Annotated in this window: 24 protein-coding genes, 1 rRNA gene and 1 pseudogene; 11 read left to right on the top strand and 15 right to left on the bottom strand. The window is 36.6% G+C overall.

Annotated features, from left to right (window positions below; genetic code table 11):
- Positions 1–37 precede the first annotated feature (37 nt).
- The gene (locus tag SP041_RS07820; RefSeq protein ID WP_025564848.1) at positions 38–538 is read left to right on the top strand and encodes a nicotinamide-nucleotide amidohydrolase family protein; all 501 of its coding nucleotides are present in this window, start codon (positions 38–40) and stop codon (positions 536–538) included.
- Positions 539–639: 101 nt separating this feature from the next.
- Positions 640–1,686: a recombinase RecA gene (gene recA, locus SP041_RS07815; RefSeq protein WP_137297526.1), complete on the top strand. Its 1,047-nt coding sequence runs from the start codon at positions 640–642 to the stop codon at positions 1,684–1,686.
- Between the two features lie 224 nt (positions 1,687–1,910).
- On the opposite strand, the gene SP041_RS07810 is transcribed toward recA, so the two are convergent.
- Positions 1,911–2,228, bottom strand: a complete 318-nt coding sequence (locus tag SP041_RS07810) for an AzlD domain-containing protein (protein ID WP_137297525.1) — start codon at positions 2,226–2,228, stop codon at positions 1,911–1,913.
- Positions 2,225–2,977, bottom strand: a complete 753-nt coding sequence (locus SP041_RS07805; protein WP_240791435.1) for an AzlC family ABC transporter permease — start codon at positions 2,975–2,977, stop codon at positions 2,225–2,227. Before SP041_RS07805 ends, SP041_RS07810 begins: the two co-directional genes overlap by 4 nt.
- A gap of 433 nt (positions 2,978–3,410) precedes the next feature.
- Between SP041_RS07805 and SP041_RS07800 the strand changes: the two genes are divergently transcribed.
- Entirely contained in the window at positions 3,411–3,701 is a 291-nt protein-coding gene (locus SP041_RS07800) for a putative quinol monooxygenase (RefSeq protein ID WP_025565996.1), read from the top strand.
- A gap of 331 nt (positions 3,702–4,032) precedes the next feature.
- Here SP041_RS07800 and SP041_RS07795 read toward each other — a convergent pair whose 3' ends face one another.
- Positions 4,033–4,941, bottom strand: coding sequence for a LysR family transcriptional regulator (locus SP041_RS07795; protein ID WP_025565444.1), 909 nt, complete (start codon positions 4,939–4,941; stop codon positions 4,033–4,035).
- Between the two features lie 191 nt (positions 4,942–5,132).
- Between SP041_RS07795 and SP041_RS07790 the strand changes: the two genes are divergently transcribed.
- Both SP041_RS07790 and SP041_RS07785 read left to right on the top strand, forming a co-directional pair.
- Positions 5,133–6,035: a pirin family protein gene (locus SP041_RS07790; RefSeq protein ID WP_025565443.1), complete on the top strand. Its 903-nt coding sequence runs from the start codon at positions 5,133–5,135 to the stop codon at positions 6,033–6,035.
- Between the two features lie 186 nt (positions 6,036–6,221).
- Entirely contained in the window at positions 6,222–7,202 is a 981-nt protein-coding gene (locus SP041_RS07785) for a glutathione S-transferase family protein (protein ID WP_025565442.1), read from the top strand.
- 145 nt (positions 7,203–7,347) lie between these two features.
- On the opposite strand, the gene hemW is transcribed toward SP041_RS07785, so the two are convergent.
- From hemW to SP041_RS07750, 7 genes and pseudogenes are all read right to left on the bottom strand, one after another.
- Positions 7,348–8,490: a radical SAM family heme chaperone HemW gene (gene hemW, locus SP041_RS07780; RefSeq protein ID WP_025565441.1), complete on the bottom strand. Its 1,143-nt coding sequence runs from the start codon at positions 8,488–8,490 to the stop codon at positions 7,348–7,350.
- Between the two features lie 95 nt (positions 8,491–8,585).
- Positions 8,586–9,191, bottom strand: a complete 606-nt coding sequence (locus SP041_RS07775; protein WP_025565440.1) for an XTP/dITP diphosphatase — start codon at positions 9,189–9,191, stop codon at positions 8,586–8,588.
- 9 nt (positions 9,192–9,200) lie between these two features.
- Positions 9,201–9,641 carry a DUF4426 domain-containing protein gene (locus SP041_RS07770; protein ID WP_137297524.1) on the bottom strand — a complete coding sequence of 147 codons (441 nt, stop codon included), beginning with the start codon at positions 9,639–9,641 and terminating at the stop codon, positions 9,201–9,203.
- Between the two features lie 8 nt (positions 9,642–9,649).
- Positions 9,650–9,935: pseudogene (yggU, locus tag SP041_RS07765) on the bottom strand (DUF167 family protein YggU).
- A 116-nt stretch (positions 9,936–10,051) separates the two neighbouring features.
- A complete protein-coding gene (locus SP041_RS07760) occupies positions 10,052–10,597 on the bottom strand; it encodes a YggT family protein (RefSeq protein WP_025565438.1) in 546 nt (181 codons plus the stop codon).
- A 127-nt stretch (positions 10,598–10,724) separates the two neighbouring features.
- Entirely contained in the window at positions 10,725–11,549 is an 825-nt protein-coding gene (gene proC, locus SP041_RS07755) for a pyrroline-5-carboxylate reductase (protein WP_025565437.1), read from the bottom strand.
- A 24-nt stretch (positions 11,550–11,573) separates the two neighbouring features.
- Positions 11,574–12,266 (bottom strand): YggS family pyridoxal phosphate-dependent enzyme, encoded by a 693-nt coding sequence (locus SP041_RS07750; protein ID WP_025565436.1) that lies wholly within the window; start codon positions 12,264–12,266, stop codon positions 11,574–11,576.
- 19 nt (positions 12,267–12,285) lie between these two features.
- On the opposite strand from SP041_RS07750, the gene SP041_RS07745 reads away from it, so the two are divergent.
- Genes SP041_RS07745 through yaaA form a run of 3 tightly spaced genes read left to right on the top strand, consistent with a single transcriptional unit; the run spans position 12,286 to position 15,232 of the window.
- The gene (locus SP041_RS07745) at positions 12,286–13,320 is read left to right on the top strand and encodes a type IV pilus twitching motility protein PilT (RefSeq protein ID WP_025565435.1); all 1,035 of its coding nucleotides are present in this window, start codon (positions 12,286–12,288) and stop codon (positions 13,318–13,320) included.
- A 9-nt stretch (positions 13,321–13,329) separates the two neighbouring features.
- Positions 13,330–14,433, top strand: a complete 1,104-nt coding sequence (locus tag SP041_RS07740; protein WP_025565434.1) for a PilT/PilU family type 4a pilus ATPase — start codon at positions 13,330–13,332, stop codon at positions 14,431–14,433.
- A gap of 22 nt (positions 14,434–14,455) precedes the next feature.
- Positions 14,456–15,232: a peroxide stress protein YaaA gene (gene yaaA / locus SP041_RS07735; RefSeq protein WP_025565433.1), complete on the top strand. Its 777-nt coding sequence runs from the start codon at positions 14,456–14,458 to the stop codon at positions 15,230–15,232.
- Positions 15,233–15,395: 163 nt separating this feature from the next.
- Here yaaA and SP041_RS07730 read toward each other — a convergent pair whose 3' ends face one another.
- The 3 genes from SP041_RS07730 to SP041_RS07720 form a co-directional block, all read right to left on the bottom strand.
- The gene (locus tag SP041_RS07730) at positions 15,396–16,199 is read right to left on the bottom strand and encodes a Cof-type HAD-IIB family hydrolase (protein WP_025565432.1); all 804 of its coding nucleotides are present in this window, start codon (positions 16,197–16,199) and stop codon (positions 15,396–15,398) included.
- Positions 16,187–17,314 carry an alpha/beta fold hydrolase gene (locus tag SP041_RS07725; RefSeq protein WP_025565430.1) on the bottom strand — a complete coding sequence of 376 codons (1,128 nt, stop codon included), beginning with the start codon at positions 17,312–17,314 and terminating at the stop codon, positions 16,187–16,189. The genes SP041_RS07730 and SP041_RS07725 overlap by 13 nt, the downstream gene beginning before the upstream one ends.
- A gap of 195 nt (positions 17,315–17,509) precedes the next feature.
- On the bottom strand, positions 17,510–19,231 hold the full coding sequence (locus tag SP041_RS07720; RefSeq protein WP_025565429.1) for a proline--tRNA ligase: 1,722 nt from the start codon (positions 19,229–19,231) through the stop codon (positions 17,510–17,512).
- A gap of 164 nt (positions 19,232–19,395) precedes the next feature.
- Between SP041_RS07720 and SP041_RS07715 the strand changes: the two genes are divergently transcribed.
- Positions 19,396–19,947: a rhomboid family intramembrane serine protease gene (locus SP041_RS07715; RefSeq protein WP_025565428.1), complete on the top strand. Its 552-nt coding sequence runs from the start codon at positions 19,396–19,398 to the stop codon at positions 19,945–19,947.
- Between the two features lie 129 nt (positions 19,948–20,076).
- Here SP041_RS07715 and tsaA read toward each other — a convergent pair whose 3' ends face one another.
- Both tsaA and rcsF read right to left on the bottom strand, forming a co-directional pair.
- Entirely contained in the window at positions 20,077–20,799 is a 723-nt protein-coding gene (gene tsaA, locus SP041_RS07710) for a tRNA (N6-threonylcarbamoyladenosine(37)-N6)-methyltransferase TrmO (protein WP_025565427.1), read from the bottom strand.
- On the bottom strand, positions 20,792–21,172 hold the full coding sequence (gene rcsF, locus SP041_RS07705) for an Rcs stress response system protein RcsF (RefSeq protein WP_025565426.1): 381 nt from the start codon (positions 21,170–21,172) through the stop codon (positions 20,792–20,794). Before rcsF ends, tsaA begins: the two co-directional genes overlap by 8 nt.
- A gap of 83 nt (positions 21,173–21,255) precedes the next feature.
- On the opposite strand from rcsF, the gene gmhB reads away from it, so the two are divergent.
- Positions 21,256–21,807 carry a D-glycero-beta-D-manno-heptose 1,7-bisphosphate 7-phosphatase gene (gmhB, locus tag SP041_RS07700; RefSeq protein WP_025565425.1) on the top strand — a complete coding sequence of 184 codons (552 nt, stop codon included), beginning with the start codon at positions 21,256–21,258 and terminating at the stop codon, positions 21,805–21,807.
- Positions 21,808–22,302: 495 nt separating this feature from the next.
- Positions 22,303–22,409, top strand: a 16S ribosomal RNA gene (locus tag SP041_RS07695); the annotation flags it as partial.

Raw genomic sequence — 22,409 nt, 5'->3', positions numbered from 1 at the left:
ACACTTAATAACTATTTCTAAAAAAAGGCGGAAAATGATGTTTACTGAAAAAACCGTTAAAGAATTGGCGCAAGTATTAGGCGAAAAACTGACTAATGCTGGCTTGGTTGCTACAACCGCTGAATCCTGTACCGGAGGTGGTGTAGCATACGCTATTACAGAAATTTCTGGAAGTTCGCTGTGGTTTGACCGTAGTTTTGTTACTTATAGCAATGGTGCTAAAACACAGATGTTAGGTGTTGAAGACCTGTTGATTCAAGAGTTTGGGGCGGTCTCCAAAGAAGTGGTTAATGCTATGGCTATTGGCGCCATAAAAAATTCAGATGCCGATATTGCTGTTGCAATAAGCGGGATTGCAGGACCTGATGGCGGCAGCGAAGAAAAACCAGTTGGTACGGTTTGTATTGCTTGGTATAACGCACATAGTGGACATAAAACTGAAACCTATTTATTTGTAGGTGATCGCTCTGAAGTGAGAACACAAGCAATTCGTTTAGCACTTTTAGGGCTAATAGATAACGTTGATATGCTAAACTAAATAAATATCATCATATTTTTAATAAAAAACTTGATACTGTATAAATGAGCAGTATACTGCATGCATATACAGTAAAACATAAGAAAAACACTGGAGAAGACATGAGTCAGGACGCAAATAAAGATAAAGCATTAGCAGCTGCATTAGGCCAAATTGAGAAACAATTTGGTAAAGGTTCAATCATGCGTCTAGGAGACGGTGCTGCAGCAATGGAAATTGAATCTGTTTCAACTGGCTCATTAGGTTTAGATGTTGCTCTTGGAATAGGTGGTTTACCGTACGGTCGTGTTGTTGAAATATACGGTCCAGAAAGTTCTGGTAAAACGACGCTAACATTACAAGTTATTGCTGAAGCACAAAAACAAGGTAAAACTTGTGCGTTTATCGATGCTGAGCATGCGTTAGACCCTAGCTACGCAAAAAAATTAGGTGTTAATGTTGATGATCTTCTTATCTCGCAACCTGATACTGGTGAGCAAGCATTAGAAATCTGTGACATGTTAGTACGTTCAGGTGCTGTTGGTGTAGTGATTGTCGATTCTGTTGCTGCCTTAACACCAAAAGCGGAAATTGAAGGTGACATGGGTGATTCACACATGGGTCTTCAAGCACGTTTAATGTCTCAAGCATTACGTAAACTAACCGGTAACATTAAACAAACGAATACGATGGTTATCTTTATTAACCAAATCCGTATGAAAATTGGTGTTATGTTTGGTAACCCAGAAACAACTACTGGTGGTAATGCATTAAAATTCTATGCATCAGTTCGTTTAGACATTCGTCGTATTGGCGCTGTTAAAAACGGTGACGAAATCACGGGTAATGAAACACGCGTTAAAGTAGTTAAAAACAAAGTATCACCACCGTTTAAACAAGCTGAATTCCAAATTTTATACGGTCAAGGTATTAATAACTACGGTGAGCTGATCGATTTAGGTGTTAAGCAAGAGCTAGTTGAGAAATCTGGATCTTGGTATTCATATAACGGTAATAAAATTGGCCAAGGTAAAACTAATGCATGTAAATTCTTAGATGAAAATCCAGTTTCAGCTAAAGAGTTAGATGCTAAATTACGTGAAATTTTATTAGCAAAACCAGAAGTTGTACCTGAAACTAAAGATGTAGAAACTGAAGCGCCTGAGTAAGTTAATCTATAAAGCTAAAAGTACCTTTGTACTAATGATAATATCAACTATTTTAAATAAGCTGTGTTAAAGAGGCTATGTTAAATAAGCTATTTTAACCAGTAAAATAGCTTATTTAATTAGTGCGATTGATATAATTAGCTAAGATAAAAACCGATGCCTACAAGCATCGGTTTTTTTGTCTGTTTTTTTTGAGTTAGTCTGCACGAAAAGATTGAAGCCTCTTAAGCAATTAATAACTTCAACAGTAAAAAAACTAACATACCAAAGAAGATCGTTTTTAATAAACTCTTAGTCACCAGGCTGATCACGACACTAATAATTGCCGCTAATAAATAAACATTAGTAAAGCTTATATCCATATCCCCATAGGGCATAACGACTGCGGGCACTATGATTGCTGTTAATACTGCTGGAGGCACAAATTTTAATGATTGTTGCATCCAAACTGGAAAAGTGATTTTCCCTGCAAAAGCAAACATAACAAAACGAATACCAAATGTAATGGCAAACATACCTAAAATTAACCAGACTTCATTCATATTTTCTTCTCCTGATTATTAATAGACATTTTTTGCATACGCATCACTGATAAGCCTGCGCCAACGCCTATTAATGCACTAATAATGAGTCCAAGCTTATTAGGTAAATAAGAAAAATATAAAGAGGCTATTGCAGCACTGAACGTTGCACTTAACATTGCTTTACTATTTACATAAGGCACTACCATACCGATAAAAGTAACGGACATAGCAAACTCTAGCCCCCAACTTGTCATATCAGGAATGATGTTACCAAGTACTAAACCGAGAGCAGTGGCAGAAGACCATGTTGTATAAAAACTGAATATAGAACCAATATAAAAATAATGAGCGTATTGATGATCATTACCTAATGGCGAGTCAGGTTGATAACGTTGACTCATGTTGGCAAAGGTCTCGTCAGTTAAGCCAAAGGCTAAAAAAGCACGTAAAGCTATCGGTAAATGTGCAACCCTAGGCACCAATGCCGTTGCGTATAACAGGTGGCGTAAATTAACAACAAATGTAGTTAATAAAATAATTTCTAATGGTGCTTGAACAGCAATTAATGCAAGTACAATAAATTGAGCTGAACCAGCAAAAACAAATAATGACATTGCCATCGTTGCCCATACCGAAAGTCCACTGGTGGGGGCTAATGTTCCAAATAAAATACCAAAAGGGATCGCACCTATTATCAATGGAATGGCGGCTTTGCAACCCGCTTTAAATTCGGCCTTTTTAAGCTGTTGATGATTGATAATACTCACCTTCTTTAAGTTGATAAAATAATGACAGTATTTGACCACAGCTGAATGATTTAATAAAACTTTTTGAATAAATTATCAATTTAATTCGTTTTGATTAATGACATTGACCTATCGATACTAATACCAAAAGAATTAATAAGGTGATCATTCTTGCTGGTTAAAATCACCCCTAACTGTGTTCTGAGTTTTGAAGTGAGAACAACTATCTTCTACAACTCACGCCTTATTAGTGTTAATTTTTCCCATTGAAAATTGGTGCGATTGGAATATTTATATCGACCTGTTGTTAGAGATAAGTGACATAAATCATAAGCAGTTAACGAATATTGTTTAAATAATAATTTATGATGCTAATTTGAATCTGCGAATTAAAAAAATAAATAAATTAAATGAGATAGTGGTAGATAGTTTTACACTTTAAAAAGGAACATAAATGACAAACCTGACTATTGTAGCGAGTATTAATGTTAAACAAGATAAGATCGACTTTGTAAAAGATGAAATGATTAAGCTGATAGGTAAAACGTTATTGGAAGAGGGATGTGTTCAGTATCGTTTACATCAAGATAATAACAATCCAGCTCACTTTCTATTTTATGAATGTTGGGAGTCTCGTGAGTTATGGCAAATACACAGAGAAAATACACATATGGTTGCATATCGCGCGGTGGTTGAAGGTGCTATTGAATCCTTTGATGTCAGCGAAATGACTGAATTAAGCTAAGCTAAAGTGAGTTAAACCTATCTATATCAGTTGTATTCTTCTCAGGAGGAATACATTACTACCATTATTTATTAATACCAAAAGAATTAATAAGGTGATCATTCTTGCTGGTTAAAATCAACCCTAACTGCGTTCTGAGTTTTGAAGTGAGAACAACTATCTTCTACAACTCACGCCTTATTAGTGTTAATTTTTCCTGCGCAATTTCTGATCACTTATTTAATTCCATTGGTATAATAATCTTTCGGTTAAGCATTAATAATTTTTGGGTTGAATTTTGTTAAACCTTCGACCAAATATAATTGCCCCTTCGTTTACTGCATTGTCATTTTTATTGTAGGTTATCCCACAGCGGTTTTTGTGCAAATTTCTCACTGATAAAATCGATCAATAAACGACAGCGTTGTGATAAAAAACGAGTCTGAGGATAAACCGCATAAGCATGAAGAGTCGGTAATTGATGATCCGTTAATATCGGCACTAATTGCCCTTGAGTAATGGCTTGATGAGTAATAAAAAGCGGTAAAGCGACAATACCCTGTCCATTAATTGCGACCATTTTTAAAAAATCGCCATTGTTGGCCTTAATTTTTGCAGTAACATCAAGTTGATGTTGTTTTTGCTGAGGGTCTGTAATGTGTAATTTATGATGATCATTTTGTGTGTATTGCAATATACGGTGTTGGCTCAATTGGTCGAGATTGGTAGGTTGACCATGTTGCTTTAAATAATCTGGACTCGCACATAAAAAATGACGAATGCTGGTCAGACGCTTGGCTTTTAACGTCGAGTTTTTTAAGTTTGAAATACGAATCGCTAATTCATAACCTTCTTCAACCAAATCAACATGACGATCAGAGAAGTCAATATCAATGCAGAGGTTTGTGTGTCGTTGACTAAATTCATCAATAATTGGTGCAAGGTGTGTTAATCCAAAAGACAAAGGCGCAGTTAGCTTTAAAGTGCCTTCTATATTGGTGCTAATACCACTTGTTTGCGCATTTAACTCTGCGACATCATTTAAAATGGTTAATGCTTTTTGATAATAAATACGGCCTGCATCAGTGAGATGAGACTGGCGAGTTGTACGAGAAAGGAGTTGGGTATCAAGTTGTTTTTCTAGTTCGACTAAGCGCCTACTTACCGCAGATTTGGCAATGTCTAATTGTGCTGCTGCTTTACCGATACCGCCAGCCTCTACGATCCTAACAAAGAGCGCCATATTTTCCATTTGCCCCATCTATTGTTCTCCATTTAGCAATTATAAATTGAAATTATTGCTGTTTATTCTCCATAGTTCAACAGCTATGATTTGTTCATCTCAATAACTGAGAGCAATACCTGAGATAAATAACTAAGAACAATAACTAAGAACAATAACTAAGAACAATAACTAAGAACAGTAACTAAGAACAGTAACAGAGGTGAAATATGAATCATATAACAAATACCGCAATGCATAACGCCCTGCAAAGCTCAGTAAAACCGAGTGAGCGTAGTGTTAAAAAAATTGTTTCTGGTGTTAAAACTTCTGATGGTGACGGCGTTAAGTTAACGCGTATTATAGGCTCTCCGCAGCTGGAGATGTTGGATCCCTTTTTGTTACTAGACTGTTTTGAAAGTGACCAAGCTGAAGATTATATTGGTGGTTTTCCAACGCATCCTCATCGAGGGTTTGAAACCGTGACTTATTTACTGAATGGAAAAATGCGTCACAAAGACAGTGCTGGCAATGAAGGTGTCATTGAGCCGGGTGGTGTGCAATGGATGACCGCAGGTAAAGGTATTTTGCATTCAGAAATGCCAGAGCAAGAAGATGGTTTATTAAAAGGTTTTCAGTTATGGGTGAATCTACCGAGCCATGCAAAAATGAATGAACCTCAATACCAAGAATTTTTACCACATTCGATGGCGTGCGAACAATTAACGAATGGCGGCCAAATAAATGTTATTGCAGGGACAACCAATCAAGGCACGATAGGCGCTGTAACCAATGTTCATAGCGAACCTTTATATTTGGATGTTCATTTATCTGCAGGGCAAGTGTTAACACAATCGATTACGCTAGATCATAATGCATTCATCTATGTTATCGAAGGTGAAGTGACTGTTCAAAGTGAACAAAGCAACACTGCTATAGAAGCACAGAAGTTAGCTGTTTTAACTAACGGAGAGCAAGTTTGTTTGCAAAGCGGGGTAGAGGGAAGTCGATTTTTGTTAATTGCTGGCAAACCTTTCAATGAACCTATTGCGCGTCATGGCCCTTTTGTTATGAATACAAGGGATCAACTATTGCAAGCTTTTGACGATTTTAATCAAGGTAAATTTGCTTAAGTTAATTTAAGCAAAAGCCAATGAATTGGCATGTATATGAAATATAAAACTCAGTGTGCATTTTTAATTTAAATGTTCAGAAGTTTTAAATGGTCAGAAACTTTAAATGATCGAGTGATTTAAATGGACAGAAACTTTAAATGATCACTGAAGTGTTATGAAAAAACAGATAGTGAGGAGTAAGTCATGGGGTTATTAGTAGACGGGCAGTGGCATAACCAATGGTACGATACCAAATCAAGCAATGGTAAATTTGTGAGGAGTGAAGCACAATTTAGAAACTGGATCACAGCAGATGGTCAAGCAGGGCCAACGGGTAAAGCCGGCTTTAAAGCAGAAGCAGGGCGTTATCATTTATATGTTTCGTTAGCTTGTCCTTGGGCGCATCGCACTTTGATCTTTAGAGAGCTAAAAGGTTTGCAATCAATGATTGATATCTCTGTCGTGAATTCTCTAATGGCTGAGCAGGGTTGGACCTTTAAGCCGGGACCGGGTGTTATTAAAGATACTGTTAATCATGTTTCATTGGTTTATGAGTTATATACCTTGGCAGATCCCACTTATTCAGGGCGTGTCACGGTACCCATTTTATGGGATAAACAGCAACAAACGATCGTCAGCAACGAGTCGGCAGATATTATTCGTATGTTTAATAGTGCATTTGATGGTGTTGGCGCCTCTGAAGGAGATTATTATCCTGAACATGCTCAAGATGAGATTAATGAAGTAAACGATTGGATATACCGAGATATTAATAATGGGGTTTACCGTGCAGGTTTTGCTACCACTCAAGCGGCTTATGAAGGAGCTGTTGATGCCGTGTTTGAGGCGTTAGATAAAGTAGAGTTGCGTTTAAGGACACAGCGTTATTTGTTGGGTAAGCAGTTAACAGAAGCTGATTGGCGTTTATTTACTACTTTAATACGTTTTGATGCTGCCTATGTTGGGCACTTTAAATGTAATAAAAAGCGAATTGCTGATTATCCCTCTCTGTCGAATTATGTTCGTGATTTATACCAACATGAAGGCATTGCAAGTACCGTCGATATTGATTATATCAAAGCGCATTATTATGGTTCACATGAAACCATTAACCCAACTCGTATTATTCCTGTTGGTCCTGTAGTTGACTTTATGCAAGCGCATGATCGGTCTCGTTTTGCTTAATATTTTGCATCACATTTTATATGTCATTTTACATAATGCGCTGCGTTAATCATTAAAACCGTTACTAGGTCGGAATGAAATAGTAACGGTTATTTTTCTGAAAAATCCATGGAAGTCTAACAATAAGCTCTTTAGTGAGGGCTAATTACTCCATAAAAATGGTTAACAATTCATTTAAGTATCGATGCCCGAAAGGAGTTACTTGGCACGTATCCTCTGCAACGGTTATTAAATTTTTATTGATCGCTTCTTGTAATTGCTTGTCTAATACACTGCGCTGTAAACCGGTGTAATCTTCAAATTCTGAAAATGGAATTGCTTCCATCAAGCGCAATCGATTCATCATATATTCAAAGACAAGATCCTCTTTTTGCACGGTATTATAATCATCCATATAAGCGCGTTGTGGATCTAAGTATCCTTTAGGGTGCTTTATCTTTGTCGTTCGTAATATCTTGTTTTCTAGCGGTAATGATATTTTGCCGTGTGCACCACAACCAATACCTAAATAATCACCAAAGCGCCAATAATTTAAATTATGCTGACATTCCCAGTTCTCTTGACTATAACCAGAAATTTCATATTGTTGATAACCATGCTCAGCTAATAGTTTTACCCCTTCCAGTTGTATAGCCCACAGTGTTTCATCATCAGGCAATGTAGGAGGGTGTGAAAAATATTGGGTATTCGGTTCAATGGTCAGTTGGTACCATGAAAGGTGAGTGGGTTTTAAGGCAATTGCCGTTTCTAAATCGCTCATCGCATCTTCTAGGCTTTGGTCTGGCAAGCCATGCATCAAATCAAGATTAAATGTTTTCATGCCGACATGATGTGCTTGTTTAGCCGCTGTTTTTGCTTCTTCTACACCATGTATTCGGCCTAGTTTAGTCAACTTTTCTTGCTGAAAACTTTGAACGCCAAATGAAAAACGATTAACGCCGGCTTCTTTAAAATCAGCAATTTTTTGATTCTCAATCGCACCTGGATTTGCTTCTAGCGTTATTTCAATATCGGCCTTAAAGGGAATCAAGTTCTGAACGTTTTCCAGCAACCATTTAATACCCGCAGCAGATATTAAGCTAGGCGTACCTCCTCCAATAAAAATACTGAATAAATCACGTCCTTGAACAAAACTGAGGTCTTGTCTTAGGTCATCAATAAGCGCGGTTAAATATTCTTTCTCTGGGATTTCACCGCGTAGTTTATGAGAGTTAAAGTCGCAATAAGGACATTTTTCAATGCACCATGGAATATGAATATATAAACTGAGAGGGGGTAGCTGTAACATGATTTATCCAATCTAAAAAGCGACCTAAATGGTCGCTTCAAAATGTAATGCAATTAATAATGTAAACTGCAAAGTGTAAAGAAAAAACAATAGCGCTAAGCTGATAACTGTTCTTTTAACAAATTAACTAATTGTGTTAATGCTTTACCGCGATGACTTAATTCACTTTTACGTTGCTTGTCTAATTGTGCTGAAGTAGATTGCTCGCTTTCAATCCAAAACACAGGGTCATAACCAAACCCATTCTTACCTTCAACACTTTCAGTAATACTGCCTTCCCAAGTACCTTGGCATATAATCGGTGTAGGATCTAACGCGTGACGTAGGTACACTAGAACACATTGGAAGCGTGCTTTACGTTGTTCTGGGTTAATACCTTCAAGCTTATTAAGTAGCTTATCAATATTGTCTTGGTCTGTTGCTGTTTCACCTGCATAACGAGCAGAATAAATGCCCGGTTGGCCATTCAGAAAATCCACCTCTAACCCTGAATCATCAGCAATAGCTGGTAAGCCCGTTAATTTTGATGCATGGCGAGCTTTGATAATCGCATTCTCTACAAAAGTAGTACCTGTTTCAGGGACATCTGGCACATTAAATTGGCTTTGTGGTAATACTTCAATTGAAAAGCTGTTTAATAGCTCACTCATCTCTTTTACTTTGCCTTGATTGCCGGTGGCAAGTACCCATTTTTGTTTCATGTGTTTTCCTTAATCAACATAGAATTTATGTTGAAATTTAAGCGTATTCGATTTTGTTTCTGTTTTTAGGTTAATTTCAAAATTAACGATTTCTTCATTAGTAAAAGGGTATTCAGCAATATAATAAATCGCCTTGCCTTCTTTTATTTGTGTAAATGTTAGTTGATGAGTTTGACCAATTAAGTTTTTGCCTGTGCCTTTCAACGTGGCAGCTACCGCTTGGTTATTTTGTCTCGTATCAAGTATCGAAATATTTAATAAACCATTATTTTTACTTCGTATGATTTTGTATTGTGTTGCAACTTCAGGCTGAATAAAGGTGCTTGGAATGGCGATGTAATGAACCTCAAGGTTAGCAAACTTTTTAAATTGTTCAGCTGTTACCATTGAACTGGTTAATAATAGTAAACTTAAAAACAACGTTTTAAATATAATCATTGAGCGAAACATATAATCCCTTATTGCGAAAAAAGTGAAGGTAGGTTTTTAGGTTGTTTAATTCGAACATAATTTATGTCGACTTTGTAAGCCTTTTTCTACACTAATTGCACTTTTTGCTACGTTAAATTGTTTACTTAAAAACTTCACTAAATGCGCATTAGCTTTACCATCAATAGGTGGTGCTGTAATCGCTATTTTCAATTCTTCACCATGCTGGCCAACAAATTGATCTCGGCTAGCTTTAGGTTGTAGATATAGGCGAAGCAATAAATCTTCGCCTTGATATGAATAATAGTCGCTCATTAAAATATGCTCATTACTATTCTTTGCTTGTTAATAGCTGGAACATTAGTGCTTTGAACATTCATGCTTTGAACATTCATGCTTTGAACATTCATGCTTTGAATATTAATCGTCATTTAACCTAATAACTGTGCAAGCAAGTCGGTCACTAGTTTTTCTACAAACTGAAGCCCCAGTAATACAACAAGCATTGATAAGTCTAAACCACCCATTGAAGGAATAATGCGACGAACAGGGCTTAATAATGGTTCAGTTAATTGAATCATCACCGCTTCAATTGGATTTTGACCTTTACTCACCCAGCTTAAGATTGCGCGTATCACTAATATCCAGAATAATAGTTTGAACACTGCGGTGATCAAAATAAACAAGGCTGATATTAATATAACCATTGGGTCAATTGAGTAATTTAATATGGCACTCAATACCAATATCTTTCCGGCAGCGACAACAAATGCAAACAATATAGTCGCAATATCTAAACCACCATAACCTGGTATGAAACGACGTAATGGCGCGACAATAGGCTGGGTTGCTTTTACAATAAATTGGCTAAAGGGATTATAAAAATCCGCACGAGCTAATTGTAACCAAACTCGTAACAATACAATCATCAAATACAGGTCAAACACAGTATCGATTAAAAAATTAACAGCATTCATTTATTTACTACCTTTTATACGACTATTACATATTTGATTTATCAAGTTCGGTACTTTAAATACCGCGTTATTAAACTCAAGTTTTTACAATACTGACTTTAAAATACAGAACCATTAAATACAGCTATTAAAACAATTTTTCCATTTCAGCGCCACGGTCTGACGCAGCTTGCATTGCTTTTCCTACAATTTCAGGCAAAGCTAATTCGTTAAAAGTACGCACAGCCTCTGCTGTTGTGCCGCCTTTTGAAATGACGTTATTACGCAGTGTTGCTAAATCCAATTGTGGGTTTTGTTTTACCATTTCAGCACTACCAATAGCAGCTTGCTGTACTAGTAAGCGTGCATCTTCTTCACTAAAACCCATTTCCATTGCTTTAGTTTGCATTGCTTCCATAAATAAGAAGAAATAAGCAGGAGCCGAACCTGCCGCTGCAATTACACCATTAATTTGAGCTTCTTCTTCTACCCAAACTATTTCGCCTACTGCCGCCATTAATTCACCAGAAAATGCTTTATCTTCTTTTGATACTTGTTGTGAGGCAAATAAGCCTGTCATACCCTTTTGCAATAATGACGGTGTATTTGGCATGGTGCGGATCACCGCGGTATTGTCACCTAATATTGATTGTAATCGTGCAACAGAAACACCAGCAGCAATTGATATTACTAATTTGTTAGAAAAATCAACGCCTGCATCCACTAAAGTATGACAAACGGTTGCCATCATTTGTGGTTTAACACCTAAGACAACAACATCAGCCCATTGCGCTGATTGGTTATTATCTTGGCTATTTAGTATTGAAAGTTCATCAGCTAATTTTTGTGTGTTGGTTAAACTAGGTGCAGAAGCACAAATTTGCTTTGCAGGGTAGCCGCTCTTAACTAAACCATTAATGATGCTGCCTGCCATGTTACCTGCACCAATGAAGGTGATGTTTTTATGTTGCATTTAATTATTCCTTACTATTAATTTTTATCTTGAACCAAAAATATCAGTACCAATACGAACCATCGTACTGCCGCATTTAATTGCACTTTCTAAATCACCGCTCATGCCCATGGATAAGGTATCAATGTCGGGATACTGCTGTTGTAACGTTTGATATATTTTATGTAATGCTAGAAATTGTTGTTCGACAACTTCTGGGTCATTACTCTTTTGTGGAATCGCCATAATACCACGAAGTTTTAACCGTGGAAGATCTTGCACTTGTGATGCTAATTCAATTACTTGTGATAAAGTAGTACCCGATTTGCTTTCTTCTCCACTAATATTAACTTGTAAGCAAATATTGAGAACTGGCAAGCTTTCTGGGCGTTGCTCATTCAATCTTTGTGCTATCTTTAAACGGTCTACACTTTGTACCCAATCAAAATTTTCTGCCACTGGGCGAGTCTTGTTGGATTGTAGTGGACCAATAAAATACCAATGAATTGGTCTATCAAAATAACTATCTGTTTTGATTTGTTGAATTTTTTCTATACTTTCTTGCACATAATTTTCTCCAAAGTGAGATAAACCTTGTGCAAATGCTTGTTTAATTAATGAAACCGGTTTGGTTTTACTGACTGCTAATAACCGCACTGTGTCTTGGCGTTGTGCATTTGTACTAGCTTGAGCTATTTTTTGTTCAACAGCTACGATATTGTTAGGTATATTAGTCATATTATTAGGATTTTAAATTATGGATATAACGGAATTATTAGCCTTTAGTGTAAAGCATAAAGCATCAGATCTACACCTTTCTGCAGGTGTTCCTCCAATGATTCGTGTAGATGGTGAAGTACGTAAAATAAATATGCCCGCATTAGAGCATAAAGAAGTACATAGTTTAATATATGACATCATGAATGATAAGCAGCGTAAGGACTTTGAAGAGCAGCTTGAAACCGATTTTTCTTTTGAAATTAAAGAGCTAGCACGTTTTCGTGTTAATGCCTTTAATCAAAACCGTGGTGCAGCCGCTGTATTTCGTACTATTCCTAGTGAAGTATTAACATTAGATGACATTAACGCGCCTGCTATCTTTAAAGATATTTCAGATTATCCTCGTGGTTTAGTGTTAGTTACTGGTCCTACTGGTTCGGGTAAATCGACGACACTTGCAGCAATGATTGACTACATTAATGAATCTCGAAATGAACATATCCTAACCATTGAAGATCCTATCGAGTTTGTTCACTCTACTAAAAAATCATTAATTAACCAACGTGAAATACATAAAGATACCTTAAGTTTTGATATGGCATTACGTAGTGCATTACGTGAAGATCCCGATGTTATTCTTATTGGTGAAATGCGTGACCTTGAAACAATTCGTTTAGCATTAACTGCGGCTGAAACCGGTCATTTAGTGTTTGGTACTTTGCATACAACATCTGCTGCTAAAACCATTAGTCGTATTGTCGATGTATTCCCTGCTGCAGAAAAAGCGATGGTACGTTCAATGTTATCTGAGTCGCTACGTGCTGTTATTTCACAAACATTATTGAAAAAGAATGGTGGGGGGCGAGTTGCTGCACATGAAATCATGATTTGTGTTCCGGCTATTCGAAACTTAATCCGTGAAGATAAAGTCGCGCAAATGTATTCAGTTATTCAAACTGGTAAAATACACGGCATGCAAACACTTGATCAATGTCTTCGTGACTTAGTTGCTCAAGGAGTCGCATCTTATGAAGATGCCGCATCAAAAGCGATGGATCCTAAAACATTTTAAGAGGTAACTATGTTAGATAGATTATTAAGTTATTTACATAAATCAAAAGGATCTGACTTATATATTTCTGTTGGCCTTCCTCCAACTATTAAATTAAATGGTCGGTTAGAGTCGTTATCAGAAGATGACCTTATGGCCGATGATATTTATGATTTATTAGAAAGTGCATTGGACGACGATAGCTTCATTGAATTTAAACGTAAAAAAGAAGCTAACTTTGCACTACATATTCCAAGTATCGGACGTTTTCGTATTAGTGCTTTTATGCAAAAAGACTCGCCAGGTATGGTGGTACGTCGAATCCAAGAAAAAATCCCCACTTTTAATGACCTACTATTACCTGAGCAATTAAAAGATGCTTGCATGGCTAAACGCGGTTTAATCTTATTTGTTGGAGCGACAGGTGCCGGTAAATCAAGTACCCAAGCAGCAATGATTGGTTACCGCAATACACATGCATCGGGACATATTTTTACTGTTGAAGATCCGATTGAATTTATACATGAACATGCTCGCTCTGTTATTACACAAAGAGAAGTTGGGTTAGATACTGAATCTTTCGACGAAGCATTGCGTAACTCATTGCGTCAAGCGCCAGATGTCATTGTTCAAGGTGAAATCAGAACGCGTGAAACGATGGAGTTCGCTTTAAATTTTGCTGGGACAGGGCACCTTTGTATGGCGACTCTGCATGCAAATAATGCAAACCAAGCGTTAGACCGCATTTTACATTTAGTACCTAAAGAAGTGCACCGCCAATTTTTGTATGATTTGTCTGTTAACTTAAAAGCGATTGTGGCTCAACAATTAATTCCTACGCCAGATGGTAAAGGGAGCAGAGCAGCCTTTGAAATTTTATTTAATACGCCGACGGTTGCAAATGCCATTCGTAAAGGTGAATTACATGAACTGAAACAGATCATGACGTCATCGACAGAACATGGAATGCAAACCTTTGACCAAGCTTTATTTAAATTATATTCAGATGGTAGAATAAGTTATGTTGAAGCATTAGCTCATGCGGATTCAGAAAATGATTTACGTTTGATGATTAAATTGGAAATAGGTACTGAATCAAAACCCAACAGTTTAAGTCATTTAACCATTAACTGATATTGATAGATTAGGAAAAAATATGATAGTTGTTATCTCTCCGGCTAAAACGTTAGATTTTGAAACACCGGCGACGACTTCTGAATTTACAGAAGCAAATTTATTAAAACAAAGTCAGTTATTAATAAACCGTTGCCAAGAATTATCAATGCAAGATGTCGCTTCATTAATGAAAGTAAGCGATAAAATTGCAGGATTAAATGTAGCGCGTTTTGCAGAATGGAAAACACCTTTTTCATTAACTAAAGATGCTAAACAATGTTTGTTCGCTTTTAAAGGTGATGTTTATACTGGTTTAGATGCCGAAACGTTAAATGAAACTGCATTGCAATATGCACAACAGAACTTACGCATTCTATCCGGTTTATATGGTTTATTACGCCCTTTAGATTTAATGCTAGCGTACAGACTTGAAATGGGGACTCGTTTAGATAATGAACGTGGTACAAACCTTTATCAATTCTGGGGTGATTTAATCACTGAGCAATTAAATAAACAGCTAGCAGCTCAAGATTCTGCATATTTAGTTAACTTAGCTTCTAATGAGTACTTTAAAGCCGTTAAAACTAAAGCGTTAAAAGCAACAGTGATAACGCCTATTTTTAAAGATCAAAAAAATGGACAGTATAAAGTTATTAGTTTCTATGCAAAGAAAGCACGCGGTTTAATGGCGCGTTATATCATGGAAAACGAAATAACGGATATTGAGCAATTAAAAGGCTTCACTATTGGTGGTTATTATTTTGTTGAAGCCGCTTCAACAACAACTGATTTAGTTTTTCAGCGTGATGAACAATAATAACTGAGTAGCTTTATAGCTTACATACGCAGCTTGGCTTAGTTAAAGCCCCATTCTGTTATTTATACGGAATGGGGCTTTAATGTTTTAGATAGAAACGTTTAGATATTTAAAAGCTTAAAAGCTTAAAGGTTTAGACACTCCAATATTAGCGCTTAATGATCTAATTTAAAGCAACGCTTAAAATTGCATCTATCTTAATCGCAACACCATGCTCTTTGGATGATTGAGTGATTTCGGCATCGGGTAGTGCATTTAAAAGATCTTGTTGTGAGTTAGCCATTAGTATCGGTTTACCAACTACTTTTAACATTTCAACGTCATTCATTCCATCACCAAAAGCAATTGCTTGTTGAGTGGTTAAATCCATTTTCTTAAGGATTGCATTTACCGCTGCACCCTTATTGGTATTCGCTTCCATGACTTCTAAGCATTTATCCAATGAGAAAGTAAGGTTAACCCTATCTGCAAATTGTTCATGTAATGTTTCATAAATCACATCTAATTTTTCTCTATCACCCCAAAAGAAAATTTTAATGGTGTTCGACTTATCGATTACTTTTAAGTCCGTTGCTTGGCAATGAAAACCTGTATCGATACTCATGCTTGTTAACGCTTGTATTGAAAAGTTAGCGAACCACTCTTGATCTGTAAATAAGTTTATTTGTACTGACGGATCGAAACTACTTTCACAGATGGTCGTTGCGATATCACTGGGTAAGTTTTGCTTTAGCATAATATTGCCATGTTGATCATGTATGCGTGCACCATTTGAAGTGATCAGTGGAATTGGCTCACCTAACTCATCTTGAATTTTTTTGGCCTCTATGTAATGGCGCCCAGTGGCGATAACAAACTTTCTACCGCTGTTTTTCCATTGCTGAATACTTTCTTTAGTTTTACTTGAAACTTTATGGTCTGGTCCAAGTAAGGTTCCATCAAGATCTGAGATGGCTATTTTATACATGACAGTTTACCTTGTTGAGATTGTTGAAAGAAATCGAGTGCTTCATTTATTGCTGGTATTCTGTATTGATCTTGCTCTAACAATAATTCATGTTGTGCACCTTCAATACGTATTAATTTATTACTCTTGCAATGTTTTGTATTGGCAAAAAAAGCATCTTGGCCTTGTTCTGTTACAACGGTATCTGCGCTTCCTCTTATCACCATCATAGGGATATTGATTTTCGACGCGTTGTTAATGGCTTTTTCGGTTGCAAATAAACTTTCATTTATCCAGCGCATTGTCGGCCCACCAAGTTGAGTTTCAGGTGCATCATTAAACGTATTTGAACTCGATTGGAAGCGTTTGGAGCTACTAGTTAATGCGTTGTGTTCAAAAGGGGATTGTTTATAAGCACCGACACCTGGTGCATAGCAGGCGATATCACTAAACCAATTGCATATTAGGTTACTGATATAAGTGATTATCTTTGCAACAAAAACAGGGAGGGCTCCTAGATTAATAGAAAACATAGGGCTGAATAAAACAGCTGCAGAGAAAGGGTGTGGTTGTTCTTCTAAATATAAAGCGCTTATTGCACTACCCATTGAGTGAGCCAAAATAAAACGAGACTGGTAATGTTGTTCTAACTGTAATGAGTCTACAAAGGTGGTTAGGTCGGTAACATAATCATCAAACTCTTGAACATGGCCGCGATGTGGGTCTCCTCCTAAACGACTTGAAAATCCTTGACCGCGATGATCGATTAAAAAAACGTCATAGCCTTGGTGACTTAAATCAAAGGCTAATTCTTTATATTTTAATACGGACTCATTACGTCCTTGGCTTATCACAACTGCATTTGGTTGGCCTGTTTTAATGTGAACAGTATTAATAGTGCCACCGACTTCACTGTCGAATGTCTTTATTTGAGCATGTTTATCCCAAAAAGCATTAATAGCAGGAGAAAAATGGTTATCAAGATTCGCTTCTGTATTGAGTTGATATTTATTATCTAAGCTGCTGTTTAAGTTACTGTTTAGTTTGCTCTCTAACATTGGGGTATCAGCCTGACCTGCTATAGGTAATAAAGTGAAAAGAAAAGGTAAGAATAAAACCCTTAAAAAGTATGTCATATAAACCCTATTTTGATTAAGTGGTCACTAGGCTTTAACTAAGAGAGTGTTAATATTAATCTAATTTACTATGAATAAAGTTGAATAAAAAGAGTAAGGAGGCTGTTGAGTTATTCTAAAAGGAAATTTAGTGAAAAAAAACCACGCGGTAAAGGCGTGGTTTTAATCAATAGATATTGAAAGGTTAAATTTTATTTAAGCAAATTTTGCTTTAATAAATTCAATCACTTCTTCAATTTTAACTTCTTGTTTCTCACCAGAAGCACGATCTTTATATTCAATAACACCGTTATCAATACTACGATCGCCAATGACGAGTGTATGTGGGATACCGATTAGTTCAGCATCTGCAAACATAATACCAGGGCGTTCTTTACGGTCATCTAGTAGTACTTCAATACCCGCTGCTTTTAATTCAGCATAATATTGCTCTGCTAAGTCAGCAACACGATGAGATTTTTTCATATTCATTGGTACAATAACGACAGAGAAAGGCGCTAATGCATCATTCCAAATAATACCGTTTTGATCATTGTTTTGTTCAATCGCGGCAGCAACGATACGTGAAATACCAATTCCGTAACAACCCATGGTCATTACTTGGTTTTTACCTTGTTGGTTTAATACAGCTGCATTCATTGATTTTGCGTATGTATCACCTAATTGGAAAATATGACCAACTTCGATGCCGCGTGCAATTGATAGTGTACCTTGTCCACATGGGCTTGGATCGCCTTCAACTACTTCACGTAAATCTGCAACTTCATAGTCGCTAATATCACGATCCCAGTTAACGCCTGTTAAGTGTTTACCGTTTTCATTAGCACCACAAATAAAATCTGCTAATTTTTCAGCACTGCGATCAACTATTGTACGAATAGTTAAACCTTTAGGACCGATAGAACCGGCTTCACAATTCGCTGCATCTAAAATTTGTTGATCGCCTGCAAAGCGTAATGGACTTGCAATCCCTTCAATATGTTCAACTTTAACTTCATTTAAGTTGTGATCGCCGCGTAATACTAATGCGATTACTGGAGCCATTTCACCTTCTTCAGCATCACCTTCAACTAATAATGTTTTCACTGTCTTTGATGCTTCAACATTAAGTAAGTTACATACTTCTTCAATAGTATGTGCGTTAGGTGTATCAACTACTGTTAACTCTGCAATTGCTGCTGGGCGGTCAAAGGCAGGTGCTAATGCTTCTGCTTTTTCAATATTTGCTGCGTAGTCACTTTTGTCAGAGAATACAATTGCATCTTCACCGCTTTGCGCTAATACGTGGAACTCATGAGAAGCACTGCCACCGATACTACCGGTATCAGCAATAACTGGACGATATTCTAATCCTAAACGATCAAATATTTTACAATAAGCATCAAACATATTTTGATATGTTTTTTCTAAACATTCTTGCTCAAGGTGGAAAGAGTAAGCGTCTTTCATTGTAAATTCACGAGCTCGCATCACACCAAAACGAGGGCGGGTTTCATCGCGAAATTTAGTTTGAATTTGAAATAAGTTAAGTGGTAGCTGTTTGTAACTATTGACTTCTTTACGTACTAACTCTGTTACTACTTCTTCATGTGTTGGACCTAAAACGAAATCACGGTTGTTACGATCTTTAATACGTAGTAACTCACCGCCAAATTTATCCCAACGACCTGTTTCATGCCATAAGTCAGCAGGTTGTACTACAGGCATTAAAATCTCAACAACGCCGGCACGTTCCATTTCTTCACGTACAATGTTTTCTACTTTACGTAAAACGCGTAAACCAGTCGGCAACCAAGTGTATAGACCTGATGCTAATTTACGGATCATACCTGCGCGTAACATCAGCTGGTGGCTGGCAATTACTGCATCACTTGGTGCTTCTTTTTGAGTGGATAATAAATAATTGGTAGTACGCATGGTGATCCTTGTTGATAGTTTTCTATCGATTGCTTATATAAAAGTTGGCTGATTTTAGCAGTCGATTGCTATGGACTAAAGCATTGTTAACTGTTTTATCTAAATAATGTTGTGTTTTTATCCTAAATTTAGTTAGTTTTACATAATCTTTAAGAGGAACCTATATGCAACGATATCTAAAACCAGCAAAACATAGTTTAGCGATTATGTTGTTCTGTGCCATTTTATTACTTATTAATAGTATTTTTACCGTTAATCGCTTTGGTATTGCTCCGCGAGAAGCGAGTCATTTATCGGGAATACTCTTCGCCCCATTTTTACATGGTGGTTGGGCGCATCTGATTAGTAACTTTTTTCCTTTTGTTATTTTTTCAAGCTTAATTGGGTTACATAGCTTAAGGCGTTTTTGGCTTGTCTTTATATTGTCCATATTAAGCACTGGTACTTTAGTGTGGTTATTTGCTCGAGGTGGCAGTATTCATATTGGGATGAGTGGGGTCGTTTATGCCATGTGGGGATATTTAATTGTTTACGGATTTAGACAAAGGCATTTTAGGGATATCATTATCTCGGTATTAGTCTTAATAGTATATGGAGGGTTAGTCTTTGGTGTATTACCGAGCTCGCCAAATGTCTCTTATGAAAGCCATTTATTTGGTGCTTTAGCGGGTGGTGTTATTGGTTATCTTTTATCAAAGTCCAAAATAAGAGTATAAAACCAGAACGACCTAATGACAATGATGATACTTACCATTAGGTCGATACAAACTAAGTTTTTAAACTCTGGATCTTTAAGAGTTAATCCTTTAAAACTAATTCTTTAAAAATCAACTTTTAAAATTAAGTTAAACCAATTCAATAGATAAAACAGTGATCGTCTCCAATGTGCATTGCCACTTAATATTAAAGTCAGAAAGGTGCATTGCATAAACTTTTGTATCAGGCTTTAGTTTTTTATAAGCCGGTCGTGGATCTTGTTGTAACACTTCAATAATGAATTGTTGTAAATCTTGATATTGTTCAGATAACGCTTGAAGTTGTAAGCAAGCTTTTTCATTAAAACTCACTGCTAATGTTAGTTCTGGTGATTTTTGCGCAAAGCCAGCTTTAGCCTCAGGTATCGCATCTGCATAAGGAATATAAGGTTTAATATCGACAATAGGTGTGCCATCGACTAAATCTATATTACTTAATGAAAGAAATAACTTCCCATCGCGTTGAATCAATCCATGAAACTCTACTAATGATAAACCAATTGAATTAGGACGGTTTGGACTACGAGTCGCAAATACACCGAGTCGCTTATTACCCCCTAAGCGCGGAGGGCGCACAGTCGGAGACCACCCATTTTCAATATCAGTGGTTGCTATATTTTTATGGAATTCAAAGATTAACCACAAATGACTAAAATCATCTAACCCATTAAAAGCATTAATATCATTATAGGGCGGTAATATCTCTAATTCAGCTTTTGCACTAGGCACTAAGCCGGGCTGTCTTGGCACTGCAAACTTCTCTTTATAAGGAGAGTGAATCGTTGCTATAACCTGATGATTAAAATTATTCATCAACAGGTATTTCTACATCTAATGCACGTCCGTAACAAATTACATTACTGACACAGGTTTCATCTCGTTCAATATTGAGACAAGAGTGAAATATAATACCGTTAGCATTCATATCAGCGGCATTGAATCTTGCTTTAGTACGCGCTTCTCGTTCACTTGCAGGAACATCTATTTCAGCTTCCTGACAACTACTCCCTTCTACTGCACCTAAAACAGTATATTCGAGATCTAATAATTGTTTTTTATCATAAACCGTTACTTGAGATGGTTTAAAGTACGTTTCAACATTTTCTTTATCAATATTGGAATGAAATTGATAATTACTGCAGCCAGAAACCAAGGCAATAAAAATAATAACAATAAGTCTATTCATAGTAGGTACTCTTTATTGATAGTAGGAGATAATAATGGATGGCATAATAACATCATTAAACAACGCTGAAATAGAGAAGTAAAATGAGTAATGCAAAACCCGCAATATTTTTAGACCGAGATGGTGTCATTAATAAAGATAATGGCTATGTTTCACAGAGAGATGATTTCGAATTTATTGAAGGCACTATTGAAGCCTGTATTGAACTTCAGAAAAAAGGTTACCTGCTAGTTGTCATTACAAACCAATCAGGTATTGCACGTGGTTTATTCACTGAAGAGCAATTTAATACATTAACCGAATGGATGGACTGGTCAATGTCTGATCGTGGTGTCGATTTAGATGGTATTTATTATTGTCCTCACCATAGCGAAGAAGGTAAAGGTGAATTTAAAATCGATTGTGATTGTCGTAAACCAAAACCTGGCATGTTAATAAATGCGATTGAAGACCTTAATATAGATATAGAAGCATCAATTTTGGTAGGCGATAAAGTTTCTGACCTACAAGCTGGTATCGCAGCGGGGGTTAAAACTAACTATTTAGTACGTTCAGGCAAAGATATCACTGAACAGGGGGAATCATTAGCAACAGCTGTATTCGATAATCTTGCTGCAATTGCTAAGACTATTTAATAACTCTGTGGATAACTTGGTCATTTTTGTGCGTAACTTGTGGCCAAAGTAAGTATAAAAATTAATTGTAAATAATCGTTATAAAACGCTTGCCAATAGTTCAACGATCCCTATAATGCGCCCCACAGACACGGGATGTAGCGCAAGTTACTGACCAAGTCCGAACCAACAAACTCAGCGAGTTTGAGCCAACAAAAACTTTTAAAGTTAATTGTTGACAAGGTTCAAGGTTAGCGTAATATACGCCGCCTAGCCGAAAGGCACGCTCTTTAACAATTTAATCAAACAATCTGTGTGAGCACTTGTTGTTGATGTGATTTCAAAAAAAATCAAAGTCCTTTCTTGTAAAGGCAACATCAATAATAGTGACACACGAAATAATTCATTATTTCAGAATAATAAATTGTTAATTGCTTATATTTATATAAGTCATTAGCAGTAAGTTTTAGTCAGTAGTATTGAGTCGCACTTTTAATTAAGTGCAAATTAAACTTTAAATTGAAGAGTTTGATCATGGCTCAGATTGAACGCTGGCGGCAGGCTTAACACATGCAAGTCGAACGGTAACAGAAAGTAGCTTGCTACTTTGCTGACGAGTGGCG

Source organism: Psychromonas sp. SP041, assembly GCF_000470315.2.
Lineage (GTDB): Bacteria > Pseudomonadota > Gammaproteobacteria > Enterobacterales > Psychromonadaceae > Psychromonas.
Note: the sequence above shows the minus strand (reverse complement) of the source record. Positions and strands in the feature narration are given on the sequence as shown.

What these genes read in the sequence shown, in the direction of transcription:
- SP041_RS07820 (WP_025564848.1), top strand. Translation starts at nt 38, where the DNA reads ATGTTTACTGAAAAAACCGTTAAAGAATTGGCGCAAGTATTAGGCGAA.
- recA (WP_137297526.1), top strand. Translation starts at nt 640, where the DNA reads ATGAGTCAGGACGCAAATAAAGATAAAGCATTAGCAGCTGCATTAGGC.
- SP041_RS07810 (WP_137297525.1), bottom strand. Translation starts at nt 2,228, where the DNA reads ATGAATGAAGTCTGGTTAATTTTAGGTATGTTTGCCATTACATTTGGT.
- SP041_RS07800 (WP_025565996.1), top strand. Translation starts at nt 3,411, where the DNA reads ATGACAAACCTGACTATTGTAGCGAGTATTAATGTTAAACAAGATAAG.
- SP041_RS07795 (WP_025565444.1), bottom strand. Translation starts at nt 4,941, where the DNA reads ATGGGGCAAATGGAAAATATGGCGCTCTTTGTTAGGATCGTAGAGGCT.
- SP041_RS07790 (WP_025565443.1), top strand. Translation starts at nt 5,133, where the DNA reads ATGAATCATATAACAAATACCGCAATGCATAACGCCCTGCAAAGCTCA.
- SP041_RS07785 (WP_025565442.1), top strand. Translation starts at nt 6,222, where the DNA reads ATGGGGTTATTAGTAGACGGGCAGTGGCATAACCAATGGTACGATACC.
- hemW (WP_025565441.1), bottom strand. Translation starts at nt 8,490, where the DNA reads ATGTTACAGCTACCCCCTCTCAGTTTATATATTCATATTCCATGGTGC.
- SP041_RS07775 (WP_025565440.1), bottom strand. Translation starts at nt 9,191, where the DNA reads ATGAAACAAAAATGGGTACTTGCCACCGGCAATCAAGGCAAAGTAAAA.
- SP041_RS07770 (WP_137297524.1), bottom strand. Translation starts at nt 9,641, where the DNA reads ATGTTTCGCTCAATGATTATATTTAAAACGTTGTTTTTAAGTTTACTA.
- SP041_RS07760 (WP_025565438.1), bottom strand. Translation starts at nt 10,597, where the DNA reads ATGAATGCTGTTAATTTTTTAATCGATACTGTGTTTGACCTGTATTTG.
- proC (WP_025565437.1), bottom strand. Translation starts at nt 11,549, where the DNA reads ATGCAACATAAAAACATCACCTTCATTGGTGCAGGTAACATGGCAGGC.
- SP041_RS07750 (WP_025565436.1), bottom strand. Translation starts at nt 12,266, where the DNA reads ATGACTAATATACCTAACAATATCGTAGCTGTTGAACAAAAAATAGCT.
- SP041_RS07745 (WP_025565435.1), top strand. Translation starts at nt 12,286, where the DNA reads ATGGATATAACGGAATTATTAGCCTTTAGTGTAAAGCATAAAGCATCA.
- SP041_RS07740 (WP_025565434.1), top strand. Translation starts at nt 13,330, where the DNA reads ATGTTAGATAGATTATTAAGTTATTTACATAAATCAAAAGGATCTGAC.
- yaaA (WP_025565433.1), top strand. Translation starts at nt 14,456, where the DNA reads ATGATAGTTGTTATCTCTCCGGCTAAAACGTTAGATTTTGAAACACCG.
- SP041_RS07730 (WP_025565432.1), bottom strand. Translation starts at nt 16,199, where the DNA reads ATGTATAAAATAGCCATCTCAGATCTTGATGGAACCTTACTTGGACCA.
- SP041_RS07725 (WP_025565430.1), bottom strand. Translation starts at nt 17,314, where the DNA reads ATGACATACTTTTTAAGGGTTTTATTCTTACCTTTTCTTTTCACTTTA.
- SP041_RS07720 (WP_025565429.1), bottom strand. Translation starts at nt 19,231, where the DNA reads ATGCGTACTACCAATTATTTATTATCCACTCAAAAAGAAGCACCAAGT.
- SP041_RS07715 (WP_025565428.1), top strand. Translation starts at nt 19,396, where the DNA reads ATGCAACGATATCTAAAACCAGCAAAACATAGTTTAGCGATTATGTTG.
- tsaA (WP_025565427.1), bottom strand. Translation starts at nt 20,799, where the DNA reads ATGAATAATTTTAATCATCAGGTTATAGCAACGATTCACTCTCCTTAT.
- rcsF (WP_025565426.1), bottom strand. Translation starts at nt 21,172, where the DNA reads ATGAATAGACTTATTGTTATTATTTTTATTGCCTTGGTTTCTGGCTGC.
- gmhB (WP_025565425.1), top strand. Translation starts at nt 21,256, where the DNA reads ATGAGTAATGCAAAACCCGCAATATTTTTAGACCGAGATGGTGTCATT.